This window comes from uncultured Legionella sp., assembly GCF_937871865.1.
Lineage (GTDB): Bacteria > Pseudomonadota > Gammaproteobacteria > Legionellales > Legionellaceae > Legionella.
The window spans coordinates 22401-42307 of sequence record NZ_CALMPD010000215.1 but is presented as its reverse complement, the minus strand read 5'-3'; the positions used below and the strand labels follow the sequence as shown (position 1 = coordinate 42307).

The following is a 19907-nucleotide window of genomic DNA, read 5'->3' as shown; positions in this document are numbered from 1 at the left end:
TACAGTTTTTTATGTTCTACCCTTGTCTCGAATTGCTCAATTCGGTAATATACCTTTTTTAAAAGGAGGAGCTAATAATAATGACAACAATCAGTAATGAGGCAGGGGATACCACTGCTTCACTAGCCGAGAGCGTGACTCACTCAGTACAAAAATATTTTTCAGAGCTTAAGGGAACTGATCCTGTTGACTTATACCAGTTTGTACTTGAAGAAATTGAGACGCCTCTATTTCGTGCAGTTATGGAACACTGTAAGTACAATCAGTCTCGTGCTGCTATTATGCTGGGCATTAGTCGTGGAACATTGAGAACTAAATTACGACGCTACTTTGATGATAAATACGTTGGTACTCGTGATTAAAAACATTGGATGTTAGAAAAGGGAGCCAGGCTCCCTTTTTCTTTTTTAGAGCATGATTCTTGCAATGAAAACATTAATGATCAGAGAGTAAAACTAGATTTCATTTAAGCTTAATTTTTGCCTTCCCTGCAGATCAAAATTATCTGGATTCAACCATCGTATAAATCGTTGATTCAACTCAGGCCACTCAGCGTCAATAATAGAAAACCATGCTGTATCCCGATTGCAGTTTTTATACACATTACTTTGTCTGAAGATGCCTTCGAATTTAAACCCAAGCCTGATTGCTGCATTCCAAGATGCTTTGTTTAACGAGTTACATTTCCATTCGTATCTTCTGTATTTAAGGATATCGAATGCATAAAACATCATGAGATACATTGCTTCAGTTGCCGCGGCTGTTTTTTGCAATAATTTTGAAAAATGAAGATGCTCTACTTCAACGACACCATGTTCATTATTAATGCGGAGATATCCTGACACACCAATGGGAAGCTGATTTTTAATATCTAAAATAGTATAGAGTACTACATCTTCCTCAGAGCAGGTGCGTTCTAGCCAAGCTTTAAATTCGTGCAATGACTGGAATGGGCCATAAGGTAAATACGTCCATGATTCCCCTTTATTATCCATTAAAAGAGACTCATATAAGTCCTTTGCGTGTTTATTAATATCCATTGGTTCCAGGATGCAAAAGGAACCGTTTATTGGTTTTTTTTCTGGTCTTTTCCTTGCCAACCAGCTGATAACTTCAGTGCCTGTAATTTGTTCAAACTCATTTATATTTAACATACAATGCTCATTTGGTTAGAGTGAATTACCATGAATATTATCTTTTTAACGCGATTCTCATTATATAGTTGGATAGTGGATTAAGTGAATAGGTTTTTATGAGCCTTGTCCATGCAGTTTGCTCATAAGGACTATTTACGTTAATCTTCGTTGTCGCATTTCTTGATACCCAGCGGATGGTTACGTGCTGGCTTTATCGTGCATGAAATAATTTAAGGAAGAAATAATGCAGAAAGATCAAAAAAAATTATTGATTTTATCGAGTTTGGGTGGGGTTTTAGAATTCTATGATTTTATCATTTTTGCTTTATTTGCCAGTTACATCTCTAATGCTTTTTTTCCAGCCACTAATGAACTTGCAAGTTTACTGATAACATTCGCTACCTTTGCGATTGGTTACTTGGTAAGACCTTTGGGAGGCATCGTTTTTGGTCACTTTGGTGATCGTATCGGTAGAAAGGCTACTTTTACGGTATCTATTTTCATGATGGCACTAGCAACACTGGGAATAGGATTGATACCCACCTACGAGCAAATTGGGCTTATTGCGCCTATTCTAATTATTAGTCTGAGAGTGATTCAGGGGCTATCTATTGGTGGTGAAATTCCTGGGGCAATTACTTATGTTAGTGAGTCTTTTAGCCAAAATAAAGGATTTGCCTGTGGGATAATTTTTTGCGCCCTTACTTTCGGCATTGTATTGGGATCCATTGTTCATGCCTCAATCATTACTTTGTTGCCTCATGAACAAATGCAGGTGTTCGGCTGGAGAATACCTTTTATTCTCGGCGGAGTTTTTGGGTTATTAAGCTATGTATTAAGAAGAGAATTGCATGAGTCATCACAGTTTTTAGCTATTGAACATTCAATTGAACAATTTCCTATTATTACCGTTTTTAAAAAACAATTAGGCGTTACGATTGCCGGTACTTTTATCGCGGCCATGTGCGCCGTGATAGTGACGTCGCTCTTTTTATTCACTCCCGCTTATTTTACTGAGATTCTGCATTTGCCGGCTAATTCTTTTGTATGGGAACGCACGATTGCAATTGCCTTAGGCTCTGCGTTGAGTGTTTTTTTTGGCTATTTAACCGATGTAATTTCTGTTAGAAAGTTGATAGTGGTGCTTTGTATCACTACCGCATTCTGTGCTTATCCAATATTCATTATTTATGTTTCCTATCCACAATATTATTGGGTTTCATTTATTGCAAGTTCTTTATTGCTTGGCTTTTCTGCGGGGATCATTCCGCGATTGCTTAGTGAATTGTTTCCTACCGCTATACGCTATAGTGGCATAGCAGTAAGTTATAATCTTGGTTTTGCTCTCTTTGGGGGCTTAACGCCTTTTATCTCTCTAACCATGATTTATTATACAGACAGCATTAGTATTCCAGCTTTATATCTGATTGCAGTTGCTGTGATGTCACTAATTTCTTTGGCTTTCATTGGGGCAAAAGACAACAACAATAATGCACTAAGCCCTGAATATCTGTCTCGGATTTAGCTTTTTCGATGAATATTTTTTTTGAATAGAAAATAAGCAGCTATGAGACAACCCCAAATCCATATGTGGCTTAAATAATTAATAATAGGCAAAAAAGGAGATAAATATTGTGGATTAAGTCCTAATGCAAAGGCGCTAAGACTTGTTACTAAGGCTAGAGCTATCGCTAAATTTTTTTTTCTCTTCCAGAGTAAGACACACCAGCCCATGAGCGCTGCAACGATCCCGGTCGCAAATAGGATAAACACAATAGCATACAGATAGAGGAGGTATAATGGATCAAAAAATAAAGTAAGAAAGGCAATACCTACTAAAGGAGTTGTCACAGTTGCAAGTATCCAGGCTAACCAATATCTCTTAATGTTTGAGAACAGTACAACCATTAACACCAGCATTAATAAAATAGCATAAACAATGTTAGCATCAGGTTTTGCTGCACTACTATCTGGCTCGAAAGGTTGCGGCTCTACTAATTGTCCACTTGTAGTAGCTAAGAAAAGATCCTTATCATTTTTCATAAGTACGTGTTCCTTCTAAAGACTACTTGCTCTCAATTACCAGGCGATACATATTTATTTTACCAATTTTAGCTGGGTTTAATATGTTATCGTTCATTCATGATTTGAAACCATCATCATAGTTCATTATATGTGTCCATGAGACCATGGTCAATATTTGTTCTAACCGGCTTTTTTCTGCAGCTTATTAATAGAAGAATAATGCGCACGCTAGCAATCATGAACTTTGTTTTTTACTCTTGATTACGTATAAATTGAAGAGGGCATTGATGTCCAAATGAACGGATGTGTTCATATTGCATTTATGATCCCACTTCGTCGATCGTAAATTTGCGCCTAACAAGCTTCTGCTTGTATCTTTTACTTCATATTTTTAGATGATTCAGGAGGAGAGGGAAGAGTGCGGGGTATTTTTTAACGAAAAAGGATGCATTTTAAAATCCGCTCCTGAACCAGTCATTCGCGGATTTTAAATTAAATGGATTATTCGGCAAACATGGAGCTGACTGACTCTTCAACGTTCACACGTTTAATCGCTTGTGCTAGCATATCTGCAAGGCTGACTACGCGAATTTTTTCGCAGCTCTGTGCTTCTGCTGACAAGGGGATGGTGTCGGTAACAACGACTTCATCCAAACCGGAGTGTCTTATATTTTTTACTGCAGGACCGGACAATACCGGGTGAGTAATATAGGCTCTTACGCTCAGTGCGCCATTCTTTTTGAGCTCATGAGCGGCTGAACAAAGAGTACCCGCAGTATCAACAATATCGTCAACAATAATACAATTCTTACCAGCAGGTTCACCAATAATATGCATTACTTCCGATTTGTTAGGACCACTACGTCGTTTATCTATAATAGATAATTCAGAATCATCCAGCCTTTTGGCTACTGCTCTTGCTCTGACAACTCCACCTACGTCTGGAGAGACAATCATGATGTTATTCAGATTTTGCCTGGCGATGTCTTCAATCAGTATTGGTGTTGAATAAACGTTATCAACGGGCATATAAAAAAAGCCCTGGATTTGATCCGCATGTAAATCAACTGTTAGAACACGACAGATTCCCACCGATGCCATCATGTCGGCTACTACTTTTGCTGTAATAGGTACGCGCGCTGAACGCACTCGTCGGTCTTGACGGGCATATCCAAAATAGGGGATTACAGCTGTAATACGACCGGCTGAAGAGCGTCTTAATGCATCTGCCATAGTAAGCAGTTCCATTAAATTATTATTTGCCGGGGCGCAGGTTGATTGAAGAACAAAAACATCCTTGCCTCGGACGTTTTCTAGAATCTCAATCATTGTTTCCCCGTCACTGAATGTACCGACTGTCGCTTGACCAATGGGTATTTGCAAATGAGAAGAAATTTTAAGTGCTAATTCAGGGTTAGCATTCCCGGTAAAAATCATCATTGTGGACATGTGTAAAAAGCCTTAGATTGATGTTAATCGCTTAACTTAAACACATAGCAGAAGACAGCCAGAAAGATATTATTATTATTTGAGCGATACGAAGTACGCATCCTTCCAGGGTATCTCCTGCCGTCTGTTTACTTGTACCTGGATTAAAACCAGATTAAATCAACAAGAAAGTGGCAGGGGTGCTAGGATTCGAACCTAGGTATGCAGGGATCAAAACCCTGTGCCTTACCGCTTGGCGACACCCCTATAATTTGTAGATTCTTAAAATCTTCCTTGAGGTAAATTACTACATCCTTGCAATGTGCTGCGTATTTTGCAGTGGTTTTTAAGTGATGTCAACTTAAGAAAGCAAATAATTTATTAAATTTAAATATCAATGTCTTTTTGGTTATTTTTAAAACACTTTATAGCACCAAACAAGACTTAAACATAACCCGCAAGAACATCAATTCACTTGCGGGTTATTTTTATTGGATAAAAGATTAGACTATCCAGTTTTTTATTACTACTTTGACCATAACGCCATTACCTTCAAGACGAATCATGCTAGGAAGGTCTATACCTTTGACTGATGTGTATTTCATGAAGTTAATCGTGTAGCCGCTTTGTTTCAGCTGAACCAGATGGTTGAACTGATCATGTTTCTCTGATTGAACGCCACCTGGGGCTGGCAATCCTCGTACCCAGTAATAGAGATTATTCACTGGCAGGCGAATTCCTGTCTGCTTTAACAGTAATTCATCGGCATTCGTTGATGTGGCTGTTTTAGCTCCATCCTGGAAGGTGATTGTGCCTCCGCTTTTATTAATTGCAACTGCCCCTCCGCCTAATGGTCCCATCAGACGTATTTGATAAGAGCCAGGGCCATGCTGCACCCAATTCATAGTTGCTGACCATCCTTTGGATTTGCTTTTAGCGGCCATTGCTCCTTTTATTTCCCAAGAAGAGACAGTGGCTGTTTCTGCTTTTCGTTCCGTCAGGGGGATTACTTTATTCGTTGGTTGTTCTTCGGCAGGGCGCGGGGGCGCGCAGGCGGTTAAAAAACAAATGGATATAATTGCCATACGTTTTAATGCATTCATTGCTTACCTCAATTCCGTTTCTATAGTTTTTCAATCAACAATACGCTAGACTGCGTTCATATGCAATTGGTGTTAAACGATATGAAAAAAAAAGCAATATATCCAGGTACATTTGACCCGGTGACTAATGGTCACATTGATATTATTTCCCGAGCAGCTCAAATATTCCCTGAACTGATAGTGGCTGTAGCCAGCAATAAAGCAAAACGCCCGTACTTATCTTTAGAGACGCGAATTCGTTTGCTTGAGGAGGCAGTGAATCACTTGCCTGGGGTGCGGGTCGTCGGATTTGATAATCTTTTAATCGATTTTGTATTGCAACAGAATGCCGAAATTATTTTACGTGGTTTACGTGCAGTATCTGACTTCGAATATGAGTTTCAATTAGCAGGAATGAATAGACAGCTGTCTAAAAAAGTGGAGACTATATTTTTGACTCCTTCAGAGCATTTAATGTTTATTTCCTCTTCCTTAGTAAGAGAAATTGCAGCATTAAATGGCGATGTTTCTCAATTTGTACCGGCGGGGGTAGTCAAGGAATTACATAAAGAGACGAAATGAAAATCAAATATAAAGGACTTATCAGTTTAATTTTATTAGCAATGAATGGAGCCTCAGTTAGTGCTGAATCATTGCAACAACGCCCACCAGGTTATGCTGTTGCGAGCGCACATCCGCTGGCGACTAATGCAGGTCTGGATATTTTGGCTGAAGGTGGAAATGCATTTGATGCCGCTGTAGCAGTGGCCGCAACACTTGCTGTTGTTGAACCTTATCATTCGGGATTAGGTGGCGGTGGCTTTTGGTTATTACATGATGAAAAAAATCGCAAAAACATCTTTATCGATGGACGAGAGGTGGCACCTAAAGCTGCTACGGCAACAATGTTTTTAGATTCTGCTGGTAATGTTGTTCCTGGATTATCATTAAATGGCGGGTTGGCTGCTGGGATACCTGGAGAACCTGCTGCATTAGTTTATATAGCGACTCATTATGGGAAGCTTCCTCTTGCGAAAACACTTGCGCCAGCTATTAAACTAGCAGCTGAGGGGTTTGCTGTCGATCCACAGTTTCGTTATTTCTCAACGATGGATGATCGCTTGGATTATTTAAAAAAATATCCGGCTACAGCCGCAATTTTTTTGAATAACGGTAAAGCTTATGCCATTGGCGAGCGCCTTGTTCAAACTGATTTGGCAAAAACATTAACTTTAATAGCAGAACAAGGAAATAAGGGATTTTATGAGGGAGAAACAGCGCAAAAACTGGTTAAAGGAGTAAATGCTGCGGGCGGTATCTGGACTTTAGACGATTTGGCTGAATATAAAATTAAAGTGAGAGAACCTTTAATTGGCGCTTATCATAACATGCTGATTATAACTGCGCCTCCGCCATCAGCAGGAGGTGTTGCGTTATTAACCATGTTCAATATCCTGGCGAATTTTCCTTTACCTGAATTTAGCAAGGTGCAATGGATACATCATGTTGTTGAATCCATGCGGCTGGCTTATTGGCAAAGAGAACAATTTTTAGGGGATCCTGATTTTATTACCATTCCTGTTGATAAATTAACAAGTTCTGAGAATGCCAAGTCATTAAGCACTTTAATTTCTCCAAATAAGCCTATTTCCAGTAAGGCATTACAAGGCGATGACTCCAACAATAAATTGAAATCAACAACAACAACTCATTTTTCTATTATTGACGCAGAGGGTAACAGGGTCGCAGCAACCTTGACTGTTAATTTTATTTTTGGTTCCAGTGTTGTTGCTGAAGGAACCGGGGTTTTGCTCAATGATCAGATGGATGATTTCTCCACTAAATCTGGTGTTGAAAATGTGTATGGTTTAGTAGGTAGTGACAAAAACTCCATAGTTCCAGGAAAAAGACCCCTTTCCAGTATGACTCCTACTTTTCTTGAACTCCCAGGACGGGTCGCTATTTTGGGAACTCCCGGAGGAAGCCGCATTCCTACTATGGTTTTAATTGCTTCATTGTTGTTTCATGATGGCTATGGTGCAATAAGCATGGTCTCTGCCATGCGTTTTCATCACCAATATTTACCTGATGTCTTGCAATTTGAGCCTGATTCTTTTTCGCCAGCTATTCAGGACGCTTTGAAGAATATGGGGTATTTATTAATGCCGCTGGAACAATATTATGGTGATATGCAGGCAATTACCTGGGACAAAGAAAGAAATCTTTTAACTGCAGCATCAGATCCCAGGGATATTGGGCTGGCAGCAAAAGTTGTATCGACGCCTGGTGGCTACGGGGTGAATTTTTAAAGTGTAGCTTCTCCGGTTAATTCTTTAATTGCCTGATAGGTTTGGGCAATAAGTTCGTCTTTATTGTCCGTTGTGAACGTGGCGGCTTTTATTGGCTTACCAATATGGATTTCTGCCTTTTGATTCAGATTTATTTGAAAAGTACGAGCTGGTAATATGTCAAAGGCGCCTCTTATCCCTATTGGTATTATTGTTGCTTGGGCTTGGATAGCCGTAATGAACGCTCCTTTTTTAAAAGGCGCAAGTTTTCCATCTTTTGAACGAGTTCCTTCTGGAGCAATCCAGATAATAATCCCGCTTTCCATTAATTGTTGCGCATAAGCCAGATCTTTGATTGCCTGATATCGGTTTTTTCTATCTATAAAAGGAAATTCAGCAGCAGCCATTCCTTTTCCTAACAAAGGAATTCGAGACAACTCTCTTTTGGCCAACATACGTATGGAGTGTTTGGGGAATGCTTTAAATCCAAGAGGTATGTCATAAGCACTGGAATGGTTACACATCAGGATGGTTGCCTCTCCTGGCTGCGGTTCTGTATTGAAGGTATTGATTACTTTATAATCTACTTTAACTTCGTTTAAGAGCTGATCTATCCAGTGATGGATGGTTTTATCTACCCAAGGCCTGTTCGGAGTGCTAAAGTAATATTTAAATATTGAACGCAAGCTTACTATTGTTGTATAAACAAATAATGCAATGATTATCCAGGCTGTTCTCAATCGGCTTATTTTCATTATTCAGTATACTTGGTTGATTGACGGGTAATCATACATCAAGCTAATTAAATTGCCTAGATGAATTCCGAAGGCTAAGAGCCTCCTTCCAAGAGCAAATAATCAGATTAACGATATTGTTGCAATCAAAACATGCCGCTGAGTGAGGCTAGAAACCCCGGTTCCTGGGGCTCGATGCTGTGGATATCAAATCCTTCAGACATGAATTGCTCAGCATTCCACCGTTCCGTCATCCACATGGTGTATTTCGTAGTATTTAAAAATGCCATCTGATCTATTTCATCGCGCACACTATGACGTTTCTCATTATTTGCCAATTCATAAGAGCGTAAACGATAATAGGGGTTTTCAGGCATAATTTCTGCAGCCTGTTGAAAATAGGGGAGGGCCTTTGTCTCAAGTCGAGTGAAAAATAAAATGATGTCGCCTTTGAGATAATACATTTTGCCAAGTACTGCTCTCATTTCTTTAGTTGGTTTGTACTTATTTAAACTTATAAAGGAAGACAGGTTGTGCTGCAATAGAGCAAGCCATTGCTGAATGGTGGGGAGAAACTCTTTTCTGGTCGATAAGTTATCATTAAAATCGATGGGAACACGAGATTTTTCTATGAGGCAACCAATTTTTCGGAGTAATAATTCATTAAAGTGCTGTTTGTAGGTCACTGAGTTTTTAGATAGGCTACAATTTGTTAATATTTTTTGTGCACTATCCAGGCGCTCAAGGCTGGCGTCTTTTATATCTGGGCACATGATTTTATCTATTTCTATCAGGATCCCCGCATAATCAATAGTAACTGTTAACAGAGGGTTTTCTTCAGGAGTAATGATTGCTATCTGCCGGGCAATTGCAATTGCTTCTTTTGCCGTTATTTCGGCTTGAGTACACTCTCCTTGTTTCAGGAGTTGTCGAATCCTCTGTTGCTTTGCCGATAATTCTGCAAGATAGTTGTCTTTTAAGATGTTCAGATTATTTTTATCAAATTTAAATGCCGGATGAGATTCAAATAAGACTCTTGCATTCATAAAACGCTTATTTTTTATCGCTTCATTGAACAGGTATACGGTCCATTCTTCTTTTAAAACAATGTCTTGCATTGATTGATCATTATCTAGAATGTTTGGTGCAAGATTTATGGCATGTGCTAATAAGGGAATTAGGTTGTTACCAAAAAATAATTTGGTGATGGCGTATTTATTTTTTTCTATTTTCGCGTCTTGCAAATAGGCATCTGCCACTTTTCTTTTTAGCGTTGAATGAGGGGAGAGATGTGTTAATTGCTCCGATTTATCAAGTCCTCTAACATAAGCGACAGATTTATCCTTATCTTCAGTTTTGGGCGATTGAAACAAATATTCCATGAGTTCAACAGCCAGTTGCAGACTGTTTGATAGTGTATGTTTTTGAGAGAGGAAGAAGTTAATGAACAATTCCTGATGTTCATATCTGATTGATTCATGCCACACCAGTGCTTGAGTATAATTACCTTGATAGGTCAGATGGTTTGCATAGGATTGGGCAAAGCTGCTGTTTTTAAGTCGCTCCTTGGTATTGAGATTTATATTACAATAGTGCAATCCATTGATTGCCTTTGAAATAACATGGTTATCCTGAGGATCAAGCGAGGGTATTAGTTGGTATTGGCCTTCACGATTAAACGTTTGTCCAAAGGCGGAAATTGTTGGTTTACAAGAATACCAGGGAATGATCTCATCAGAGCGAGTAATATAATAACTCATCAGCAAATACTGCAATTCAGCAGAATGTTGATTGTTTCTGGGTTGAGTTATTAACGATTCAAAGCGTTGAGAGATAAGAGAAGGCATTAATGCCTTGATTTGTTGCGAATTAAAACCTTTTATATAACCATGGTAGGCAATTTTTGCCAGCGTCATCTCTATTTTATCTGAGGCGCAACGATTCTCAAAGCCAAGCCAGCCTTTGATGGATTGAACTAATGATTGCCACCAGCTGACCTGGATAACCTGTACCCCGTCAGTATAAAGACGATTTCGTGGGGTAGTACTCATATTAGTCCAAAAAGTACGATATTCTGTTTCATCGATGTCGTATATGATGAAATCGGGATGATATGCAGTCCCATCTTCTCTATAGTTTTTTGTTAGATGGTTTCCTAATCGTACTCGCAGCATTAGAATTATCCACAGCTATTTAAAAGGGGCTTATTTTAAACGAAAAGAGATCTGCTGAGCAATAAATTTATAAACTGGGCTTAATTTCCCCAGCATTGAGCTTGCTGAATAATAATGAGGTTTTAACCATGGAGTTCTGAGTCTGATTATACCTCCCGAGGTATATACTCTTTTCTACAGAATTCTTATCAGTATCTATAGGAAGAGTTTCCTGCTTCGTTTTCCTTATTCTCTTCATCTGGCACAGTGGGCTTATCTGGCCGGAACTTCCTTGCCTTCGTAGCATAGTGTCCCAGATCTAATGTTGATGCCTTGGTTGCCGTGTCAGGCATGGGCTTTAATTCTATTCCGCCCTTTTGTTCCTGTTTATGGGCGTCTATTCCGAGTATGTTTAATGCCTCATTTTCTTTGCCATTTTTCAATAAATTCCAGGCTTTGGCGGCTCTGGCCCGATCCTGTGGATCTTTACTATTGTATAAAGCATTAGCAGCATCACAGTAGGCTTGTGCTTTTGCCGAACCCATATCTACTGGAACACATATCCCTTCTGAGGTATTACAAATTGATGTAACAAATTCCGTTTCTTTTTCATCCTCTTCTTCCATTTTCTTTGGTTTTAGAAGTGACGTATAGAATGCGTTCGATTCACCTTTGGATTCATTTTCTTTATTTAACTCAAGGGGCTTTGCTTGCACAAAACTCTCCTGGGTTTCCGCTGATGCCACTATATCATTCAACCATTGTGTTTTAATTTGTTTAGGTGACGTTGACATGGATGGCTCCTTGAACTTATTTATGCATAATAAAAGCGATGCTTTTTGATGTGATAATTAATTGTACTATTGGTTTATTAAGCGACTGTTATGTGGAGTGGTAATATTTTGCAGCCCTTAGATTTTGTGAATACGTTTTTATGGGAGCAATAAAATGGGTTCATAGAACCTGGATGAACAAGAGGGATATGATGAAAAAATTAATAAATCACGATCTCATATGGATTGGCATTTAGGGCAAAATGCAGAATGACGTCCCGCAATGATTACACTTTCGATGAGGGTACTGCATTGAACACACGATTGCTTTCTTCTACCATAAACCTGCAAGGAAATACTGAAATATCCCGGTTTGCCATCAAAGGTATAGAAATCTTTCAACGTGGTGCCTCCTGCTGCAATGGCTGACTTTAGAATCGTTTTTATGTGCTTTGTCAGTTGAATTAATGGTTCCCTGGCTATGGTTTTGGCTTGGGTCATAGGATGAATTCCGGCCATAAACAGGCTCTCTGTTGCATATATATTGCCAACACCTACGACTATTTCATTGTTCATGATTAAAGATTTTATTGGCGTGTTTTTGTTTTTCGTTGTGTGGATCAGATAATCGTGATTAAATTCTTCCGAAAGTGGTTCTGGGCCAAGATGGGCAAGAAGAGGATGCTGATACGGATTATCTTCTATATAGAAAAACAAACCAAAGCGTCTGGGATCACAGTATCTAAGAATTAAACCATTAGAGAGGAGCAAATCAATGTGATCATGTTTTTCTGCTTTAGTCGCTTCTGGCACAATTCTTAAATGTCCTGACATACCAAGATGAATTAATAAATAACCGTCACTTAGATGGAGCAGAAGGTATTTGGCTCTTCTGGTAATGTTGGTAATCTTTTTCCCGGCGCAAAGCACATCGATATGTTGTGGAACGGGTAAACGCAACTTAGGATTACGTACAATAACCCTAATAATGGTCTGACCATCCAGGTGTGGTTTGATTCCTTGCTTTGTGGTTTCAACCTCAGGTAATTCAGGCATTATTTCTTATCATCATGCTCTATTACTCTTCCTTGTTCTTTTTTTGTTGATTCTCCAGGGAAGAAGTAGTGCTTGGCAAGTGCAACAAGATACAAAATTCCACCAATTAGCACCCCCCATATGGCAACATAGAAGAACATAAACAGTAATGTGATGACCACAGCAATAGCAATTCCAATTACTATAAATGGAATTATATTTTCAATTATTTTTTCTAATTTATCGTTCATGTCTTCTTCCGGAAGAGAGTAATTCGTTAATTATCGGCTACATAATGGAATCATGCAATGTTATGTGTAAAAATGTGTTATGATTATACGATATGGATATAATGTTTTTGAATATTACTTTTTCATAACGTGTTAAAGTAGTATTTTTTTATTACTTATTTTTATCTAAAGCGGAGCTACTATGGTTTTCGGATTTTTAGACCTGTCCTTTTGGGGGTATGTACTTGCAATTTTAGTATTAACTCAAACTACTATTGCTGCAGTGACAATTTATCTTCACCGCAATCAAACGCATCGCGCGTTAACCTTGCATCCTATTATCAGTCATTTTTTTCGTTTCTGGCTATGGTTAACTACTGGTATGGTGACTGCTGATTGGGTAGCTATCCACCGTAAGCATCATGCAACGACAGATGTTGATGGTGATCCGCATAGTCCAGTTGTCTTAGGTATTAAAAAAGTATTTTGGCAGGGAGCTGAGCTATACCGTGCTGCTCGTAAAGATAAAGACATGGTGTCTAAATATTCTCATGGCACTCCTGATGACTGGATAGAGCGCAATGTCTATTCTCGTCATTCAGCCAAAGGTATTCTTTTAATGCTGTTTGTGGATTTGTTTTTGTTTGGTGTTCTAGGACTAACTGTTTGGGCCATTCAAATGATGTGGATACCTATTTTTGCGGCTGGTGTAATTAACGGAGTTGGCCATCATTGGGGATATAGGAATTTTGAATGCCCGGATGCCGCAACCAACATTATTCCTTGGGGATTTTGGATAGGTGGTGAAGAGTTACATAATAATCATCATACTTTTGCTTCTTCAGCCAAATTTTCTGTTAAATGGTGGGAGTTTGATATGGGATGGATGTACATCCGAATTCTTTCATTCTTTGGTTTGGCTAAAGTTAAAAAATTACCACCGAAACTTGCTATGGAAGAGGGCAAGCTGCACGTAGATATTGATACTGTAAAAGCAGTTATTTCCAATCGTTTTCAGGTGATGTCTAATTATTATAAAATAGTGATCAGACCGATTTTAAAGCATGAACGAAGTACTGGTATCGAAACTAAAGCAGATAAAAAACTGTTCCAACGGGCAGGAAGTTTGCTACGGCGTGAAGACAGATTACTAACAACTAAAGCCAAAACACGTTTGCAAACGTTATTGGAAGCACGTGAACAATTACGTCTTGTATACACCTACAAGCAATCTTTGCAGAATGTCTGGTTGAAAACAGCGTCATCACAAAAAGAACTGATTGAGGCATTGCAGCAATGGTGTCGCCAAGCTGAAGAATCTGGTCTTGAAGTACTAGGACAATTTGCTCAGCAGCTAAAAGGTTATGTTCCTGCTTACGCTAAATAGCATCAAAGAGAGTGTGGTTCGATGAACCACACTAACTCATCATTAATCGTCATCCGTGACATTTCCTTTTCACTACTATTAAAAAAGTACGCCATCCTGAGCCTAGCGAAAGATGGCGGCTAATGGCAGTGTCCGAATCCTCTCTGATAATACAACTTCCGCATTTTTAGCCTTATTGCATTATCTGGGGCACTTATTGGGGTGCATCAGAAAATTCGTTCACTGAACTAGTTATTACAAAAAAAGTCATTAGGAAACACAACTGTAACACTGTTATTTGAACCCGCCAGAATCACATCTCCAGCTTTTAACATGCATTGTCCAATTTGTTGGCCATTGTCTATTATCATTGGGGGGGCATTGTTGAATGCGGTGGCGCTAATGGTGTAGGGTATTGTGGAACAAGGAAGCTTCCCTATGGTTTTAGGCGCTTCTCCACCGCGCACTATAATGGATTTACTTAGACCATGGTTATTTGTCACATTAAAAGCAATGCTTTGGTCTAATTGAATTGGCGGACTGGATACTGCGACCAGGATCTCGCATGAATCATCATCGGCATGGACGTATTGCGGGGCGGCAAGTGCAATAAGTGAAAACGTTGTAGCTACAAATTTATTTAACATAGTACCCTCATCAAGTGAAATTGTGCCAAACAGCCAATAGTTAGATTTTGAAAACGTAATTTCAAAGCTCGATTAGGTTACATTTAATGAAAATCCAATGCAACATAATTGCTTCGTATAGGGTTGGGCGAGCTCTTCCGCTTTGTTTTATATGTATTTTTCAGGCTGGTTAAATTATTTTACCCATACTGTTTTAGCTTAATTCCATTCGCTGCTCGGTGGAATTGTTCTCGCAGTTTTTTAATGGCGTAATTTTTTGGTAAGCAGAACGATTTTAATTTGTCCATCCAGCGATTTAGCCAGGAATTGGTATTGGGAAGGATAAAATGCATCACTGTTTCACCTAGTTCCTGATTCAATTGGATATAGGGACGCATTTGTCGTTCATAAGAATCGAATGCCGTTTGGTAGTTTCCCTTGGCGGCAAATAATTCTCCTGCCAATACGTAGGCTCCGACAATCGCAATACTACTGCCTTGTCCCGAGGTTAAGGCTGGACTGTAGGCTGAATCTCCAATGAGCGCCACTCTGCCCTTAGACCACGCTGGCATACGAACTTGTTTCGCGGCATCAAAATAGAAATCGGGAGCATGCTGCATGGCGTTTAATAAAACAGGTGTTTCCCATTTTTGATTTTCGTAGTGTTTCATCAAAACGGCTTTTTGTTGATCAATATTGCGATAGTCAAATTTAAAATGGAGATCCTGGAAGAGATGAATTACTTTAAAATTCTCATTGAGATTAGTCGAAGAAAGGTTAAGCTGTTTGTTCTCTTTAGAATAAAACAGTTCTTTGTTGGCTAAATGCAGATAGTTTTTAACACTGTAAATACCATAATAATAGTGACCAAGATCATATAAAAATTGCTGTTCAGCACCAAAAACGAGGGAGCGGACATTGGAATGAATGCCATCTGCCCCAATCAGCAGATCAAAGGTGCGCGGCTGTCCTTTGACAAATTCAACTTCAATTTCATTTTCAAGCTGGTTTATTGTTTTGACAGAGTCACCAAAGAGATACTCGCAGGTGTCTTGGGTGGCTTCATAAAGAATATTGGATAAATCGCCTCGTAATAGTTCTATATCGTCTTGTTCTCGCATGCCTAATTCAGTAGCAGGCATCTCGGTAACCGTTTTCCCCTCATCATCTACAAAAATTGCGAGTTCAGTATGAACATTATATTTTTGCACTTGCTCATACAATCTCATTGCTTTAAGAACTTCGATGCATTTACCACGTGTATCTATTTTGTATCCACCGGTTCTCATAACTTTAGATTGTTCTACAACCGTCACTGTAAAACCATATTGATTTAACCAGTAGGCAAGAGCAGGGCCTGCGATACTTGCTCCTGAAATTAATATCCGTTTATTGTTTAATTGATTCACCATGGCAATTGGTTCTGCTTCATTTTTTATTGTTTTGTTCACCATTATAACCTTATTGGTTGTTGCTATGGAGCCTCTCCTGATGAATAAGGGGGACTTTGTTATAATACTAGATCTACTAACCGTACAGGCTGGCTTAAATTGCTGGTTTTTATTTCTGGCTTATAGGGTTTAAACAGCCTGCACTGACTTTGGGTGAGAATCTCTTTTTTAGAGTCCTTTAATAACTCTTCTACGGTTGGAATTTCAACAGAATCCTCGCTATCACTACATGAATCACAGTCACTGTCGCTGTCTTCGGGGCATAAATCTGCGCCCAGTTTTGTGGTAGCTCCTTGATATAAATCACCTGAGTCAATATCAAGCACACTGGGGAATTTCATCCCATGGGTACCGCGATAAGTGGATTTATCCTCTTTATTCAATACTGTATGACATGCCTGGCAGCACAATTTGGAAATACCTAGATGCACTTTTGCCGATGGAGTGGTACCAAATGTGGTATATTCCCTTAAATAATACAAAATAGCCTGTTCTGCATGTAATTGTTTTCCCTCCAATACGTCGGTATTAGGAGTCACAATAGTTATCGACTCGCTAAGCAGAGTGCCTATTTCCTCTAATTTAAATCCTTTTTTACCGTTGGTTAATGTTCCTAGCAGGCAATGTTGCCCCAATTTGAGCAATGCGTTTTGCAGATGTGACACTGTATTTTTTCTTTTGTCATGGCGATTATCCTGTGTAGTCGGGACTACCTCACCAACGCCTCCATTCGTAAGTTGTATCATGTTCATCACTGCTTCCATGGCTAACAACTTTGCTCGAGTAGAAAATTGAATTTTTGTAAGGTTCGGTTGGCTGCCAACAGGAATGTCTTTGATTAAGTCGGTTAGAAAATTTTGAATTATTTCCATTTTTCTAACCAAACAATCGCTCAGTTCATCGTCCGTCATTGGTTCTTTGGGATTCGGTGCATTAGATGAGGCGATCAGTTCTCCGTTATAAAAAGTGACTGCTACACAGGGAGTATATTTGGTATCCAGAGAGAGTAATCTGGAGAGGCTGTCCATGCGTCGTTGCTCTACACTGTCATTGACTGCGTGGCGAATGGGATTGGGGAGCAGCTTAATGTTTGGATGTTCCAGAATCGCTGTTTTTAAATCGTCTTTTGAACATTTGCCAATACGTTCCATGGCAATAATTTTAGGAACAGCATGTTTTATGAGATCTTCATCAGATAAGCCCATATAAAGTATAGAACCTACTACACTTTTTGATACTTTTGTCTCGGGATTACTTGCGGTTTTTAAGCGTTCAGCCTCCAGTAGGCTTAACAATAGTTCTATTCTCATAGGAATGATCCTGCAATATAACGTCGGGAATTTCTCTATTTATTGATTCATAGTATACGAGCCAATTATTAACGAAATATTAGGATTTGTTTTTATTTTCACCTATTTTTTTATGTTATAATCACTTTGAATTATTATGGTTGATAGGATAAGTGATATGGTGAATAAGTTTTTCTTTGAGCAAACAGACAAACAAGTATTAATAAATATAAAAGAACTTTTGAAACAGCTGAAGCAAAATATGAACGACATCACACCAGACGATGCAATAAAAATATTAATTAGTTTATTAAAAGTGGTCTTTACCGTTGTGAAAAAAAACTCATTAAGTTCTGATTGTCAGATTGCTTCCTGGTTACTCTTAGCTGATGTATATGCGAGTTTAAGTTATACTCATTCTCTTAAATCTTCTAAATCTCAGAAAAACACAGATGCTGCTCTGATTGAGGCATTCAACTGTGTCGATAAAGTACGAACGATTATGAAATGCCTGCCAATGGGCTACAAATTGGATGGCGAATTTATAAAACAATGTAATACTTTTGCTGTGGCTAATGTTGATGAGGCTATAAACTGCATTAAAACTGGCTTGATAATGCCCTTGATAGAGCAAGTTGAAGAGCAGCCTCTTTATAGTGGGCTAGGCCAGAAATAATCTTCTTTTCGTTTACCATTTTATCGCGACATCTATTCTACGGGCATCTTCCAAATTGCTTGGAATATTGTGCAACTTATTAACTACTATCCAATTTATGAAGATGGATCTAAAATGAGTAAGAATATTTTTTATTCTGCTCTACAATCTAATTACAAAGACTGTTTATCATTAATCTATTATCTTTAATATATTATAATCATGCCACATATTTGGATATTTCATGATGCACACTAAATCTGGGCTGTTGGAGCAGCGAGTTCTTAAACTTTCAATATCTGTGACGTTCTTATTGGCCGTTACTGGTGTTTTATTTGGCTTGATATCCGGTTCATTAGCCATTGTATTTGATGGCATGTTCAATATGGTTGATACAGGGATGTCGATACTGGCTTTGCTGGTAGCACGCTTGTTAACCAGTGAAGGGAATCGTCGCTTTCAGTATGGTTATTGGCATGTTGAACCTATGGTCCTGGTTTTTAATGGCAGTGTACTTATACTGCTTTGTGTTTACGCTTTGATTAATGCCATTGACAGTTTGCTATCTGGGGGACGTGAATTAAACTTCGATTGGGCTTTTGTTTTTGCTTTGCTGATGTCTGTCTTATCGATTGTGATGTATGTTTATATTCGTAAAAAGAATAAAAAACTTAATTCAGAGTTTTTGCGGCTTGATACTCAAAGCTGGCTTATCTCTGCAGCTATTTCTTCTGCTCTTTTAATTGCATTTGGTATCGCTACTTTCATGCACGGTACTCGTTATGAATATCTGACTCCTTATGTGGATCCTTTAATTTTAACCATCCTTACTTCCTGCCTGATTTTTGTACCAATGGCAGCGGTCTTTGATGCGATGCGGGATATGTTTCTTATTGCTCCTTTGGGTCTTGATGAAAAAGTAAGAGGCTTTTTAGATGAGCTGACGGTACGAGAAGGATATAAAACCTATTCCAGTTATGTTGCAAAGATTGGGCGTGCGCAATTTATTGAAATACATCTTGTGGTACCTCCTGGTTACCCTATTACTGATATTGAATCTTTAGATGCAATCCGTCGCGAAATTGGCAAGGTTATGGGGGGAGATGGACCGCAACTATGGCTAACCATTGCTTTTACTGCAGATGAACGTTGGATTTAGGAGTTCGGCCTTATTTTTGATTGTGAATGGTACAAGCTTTAAATAGTACGTAGGCACTTAACAAGGACGGAATTAAAGCCCAAAATGCGAATCCGGCAATGTAAGATAAAACTAATGTCATGAATGGTGCTAAAAAAACTAAAAATACTTCTGGAAATTTCCAGATAACATCACCGTGTAACAGCCCATTTAAGAGAAATATGATGAGCAACGAGACATTGCCAATATAAAAACCCAGCATAAAATAGGGATAAGGCAGGGATAATAGACGTTTTTTCATCAGCGCGATGACCATCAGACTGGCCAGAAATGCAGAAAGTAAAATAACAGTTCCGTTGAAATCGCCGTTAAACGGAGAGGATTTTAATAGGCCCAGACTAGCAGTAAAGCCGAACAGGAAAAGGAAAAGCATAACGCCAAAAAAGTAATATGATCCCAGATAAATAATCAGTATCTTAAACATATTCATTATTCGTT

At 38.8% G+C, this 19907-nt stretch carries 20 protein-coding genes and 1 tRNA gene; 7 read left to right on the top strand and 14 right to left on the bottom strand.

The window, feature by feature from the left end; all coding sequences use genetic code 11:
• Nucleotides 1–80: 80 nt before the first annotated feature.
• Nucleotides 81–362, top strand: a complete 282-nt coding sequence (locus Q0495_RS11545; RefSeq protein ID WP_298626414.1) for a helix-turn-helix domain-containing protein — start codon at nt 81–83, stop codon at nt 360–362.
• Nucleotides 363–455: 93 nt separating this feature from the next.
• On the opposite strand, the gene Q0495_RS11540 is transcribed toward Q0495_RS11545, so the two are convergent.
• Entirely contained in the window at nt 456–1154 is a 699-nt protein-coding gene (locus Q0495_RS11540; RefSeq protein WP_298626411.1) for a GNAT family protein, read from the bottom strand.
• A gap of 226 nt (nt 1155–1380) precedes the next feature.
• Between Q0495_RS11540 and Q0495_RS11535 the strand changes: the two genes are divergently transcribed.
• A complete protein-coding gene (locus tag Q0495_RS11535) occupies nt 1381–2661 on the top strand; it encodes an MFS transporter (protein ID WP_298626409.1) in 1281 nt (426 codons plus the stop codon).
• On the opposite strand, the gene Q0495_RS11530 is transcribed toward Q0495_RS11535, so the two are convergent.
• The 4 genes from Q0495_RS11530 to lolB all read right to left on the bottom strand — a co-directional run bounded on the left by Q0495_RS11530 (nt 2658) and on the right by lolB (nt 5692).
• Nucleotides 2658–3179 carry a hypothetical protein gene (locus Q0495_RS11530; RefSeq protein ID WP_298626406.1) on the bottom strand — a complete coding sequence of 174 codons (522 nt, stop codon included), beginning with the start codon at nt 3177–3179 and terminating at the stop codon, nt 2658–2660. The two genes, Q0495_RS11535 and Q0495_RS11530, sit on opposite strands and share 4 nt — an antisense overlap.
• 483 nt (nt 3180–3662) lie before the next feature.
• Nucleotides 3663–4610 carry a ribose-phosphate pyrophosphokinase gene (locus tag Q0495_RS11525; RefSeq protein WP_298626403.1) on the bottom strand — a complete coding sequence of 316 codons (948 nt, stop codon included), beginning with the start codon at nt 4608–4610 and terminating at the stop codon, nt 3663–3665.
• A gap of 171 nt (nt 4611–4781) precedes the next feature.
• Nucleotides 4782–4856: transfer RNA gene (locus Q0495_RS11520), tRNA-Gln, on the bottom strand.
• A 236-nt stretch (nt 4857–5092) separates the two neighbouring features.
• Entirely contained in the window at nt 5093–5692 is a 600-nt protein-coding gene (gene lolB / locus Q0495_RS11515; protein ID WP_298626400.1) for a lipoprotein insertase outer membrane protein LolB, read from the bottom strand.
• Nucleotides 5693–5752: 60 nt separating this feature from the next.
• On the opposite strand from lolB, the gene coaD reads away from it, so the two are divergent.
• Together coaD and ggt are read left to right on the top strand one after the other, a co-directional pair.
• Nucleotides 5753–6253 (top strand): pantetheine-phosphate adenylyltransferase, encoded by a 501-nt coding sequence (gene coaD / locus Q0495_RS11510; RefSeq protein WP_298626397.1) that lies wholly within the window; start codon nt 5753–5755, stop codon nt 6251–6253.
• Nucleotides 6250–7980, top strand: a complete 1731-nt coding sequence (gene ggt, locus Q0495_RS11505) for a gamma-glutamyltransferase (protein ID WP_298626394.1) — start codon at nt 6250–6252, stop codon at nt 7978–7980. Before coaD ends, ggt begins: the two co-directional genes overlap by 4 nt.
• Here ggt and Q0495_RS11500 read toward each other — a convergent pair.
• The 5 genes from Q0495_RS11500 to Q0495_RS11480 form a co-directional block, all read right to left on the bottom strand.
• Complete coding sequence (locus Q0495_RS11500; RefSeq protein WP_298626391.1) at nt 7977–8714, bottom strand: 1-acyl-sn-glycerol-3-phosphate acyltransferase; 738 nt, start codon at nt 8712–8714, stop codon at nt 7977–7979. The genes ggt and Q0495_RS11500 overlap by 4 nt on opposite strands.
• 125 nt (nt 8715–8839) lie before the next feature.
• Nucleotides 8840–10867: a hypothetical protein gene (locus Q0495_RS11495; protein ID WP_298626388.1), complete on the bottom strand. Its 2028-nt coding sequence runs from the start codon at nt 10865–10867 to the stop codon at nt 8840–8842.
• Between the two features lie 188 nt (nt 10868–11055).
• Entirely contained in the window at nt 11056–11640 is a 585-nt protein-coding gene (locus Q0495_RS11490; protein ID WP_298626385.1) for a hypothetical protein, read from the bottom strand.
• Nucleotides 11641–11856: 216 nt separating this feature from the next.
• Nucleotides 11857–12675 (bottom strand): bifunctional DNA-formamidopyrimidine glycosylase/DNA-(apurinic or apyrimidinic site) lyase, encoded by an 819-nt coding sequence (gene mutM / locus Q0495_RS11485; RefSeq protein WP_298626383.1) that lies wholly within the window; start codon nt 12673–12675, stop codon nt 11857–11859.
• A complete protein-coding gene (locus tag Q0495_RS11480) occupies nt 12675–12905 on the bottom strand; it encodes a hypothetical protein (protein ID WP_298626380.1) in 231 nt (76 codons plus the stop codon). Before Q0495_RS11480 ends, mutM begins: the two co-directional genes overlap by 1 nt.
• Before the next feature lie 181 nt (nt 12906–13086).
• On the opposite strand from Q0495_RS11480, the gene Q0495_RS11475 reads away from it, so the two are divergent.
• Nucleotides 13087–14271, top strand: a complete 1185-nt coding sequence (locus Q0495_RS11475) for a fatty acid desaturase (RefSeq protein WP_298626377.1) — start codon at nt 13087–13089, stop codon at nt 14269–14271.
• A 227-nt stretch (nt 14272–14498) separates the two neighbouring features.
• Here Q0495_RS11475 and Q0495_RS11470 read toward each other — a convergent pair whose 3' ends face one another.
• The 3 genes from Q0495_RS11470 to Q0495_RS11460 form a co-directional block, all read right to left on the bottom strand.
• Entirely contained in the window at nt 14499–14897 is a 399-nt protein-coding gene (locus Q0495_RS11470) for a hypothetical protein (protein WP_298626374.1), read from the bottom strand.
• 179 nt (nt 14898–15076) lie between these two features.
• The gene (locus Q0495_RS11465) at nt 15077–16330 is read right to left on the bottom strand and encodes an FAD-dependent monooxygenase (RefSeq protein ID WP_298626372.1); all 1254 of its coding nucleotides are present in this window, start codon (nt 16328–16330) and stop codon (nt 15077–15079) included.
• Between the two features lie 56 nt (nt 16331–16386).
• Nucleotides 16387–17637: a hypothetical protein gene (locus tag Q0495_RS11460; RefSeq protein WP_298626369.1), complete on the bottom strand. Its 1251-nt coding sequence runs from the start codon at nt 17635–17637 to the stop codon at nt 16387–16389.
• Between the two features lie 157 nt (nt 17638–17794).
• Between Q0495_RS11460 and Q0495_RS11455 the strand changes: the two genes are divergently transcribed.
• Both Q0495_RS11455 and Q0495_RS11450 read left to right on the top strand, forming a co-directional pair.
• Entirely contained in the window at nt 17795–18292 is a 498-nt protein-coding gene (locus tag Q0495_RS11455; protein ID WP_298626366.1) for a hypothetical protein, read from the top strand.
• A 226-nt stretch (nt 18293–18518) separates the two neighbouring features.
• A complete protein-coding gene (locus tag Q0495_RS11450) occupies nt 18519–19430 on the top strand; it encodes a cation diffusion facilitator family transporter (RefSeq protein WP_367274412.1) in 912 nt (303 codons plus the stop codon).
• A 10-nt stretch (nt 19431–19440) separates the two neighbouring features.
• On the opposite strand, the gene Q0495_RS11445 is transcribed toward Q0495_RS11450, so the two are convergent.
• Nucleotides 19441–19899: a hypothetical protein gene (locus tag Q0495_RS11445; protein ID WP_298626362.1), complete on the bottom strand. Its 459-nt coding sequence runs from the start codon at nt 19897–19899 to the stop codon at nt 19441–19443.
• Nucleotides 19900–19907 lie beyond the last annotated feature (8 nt).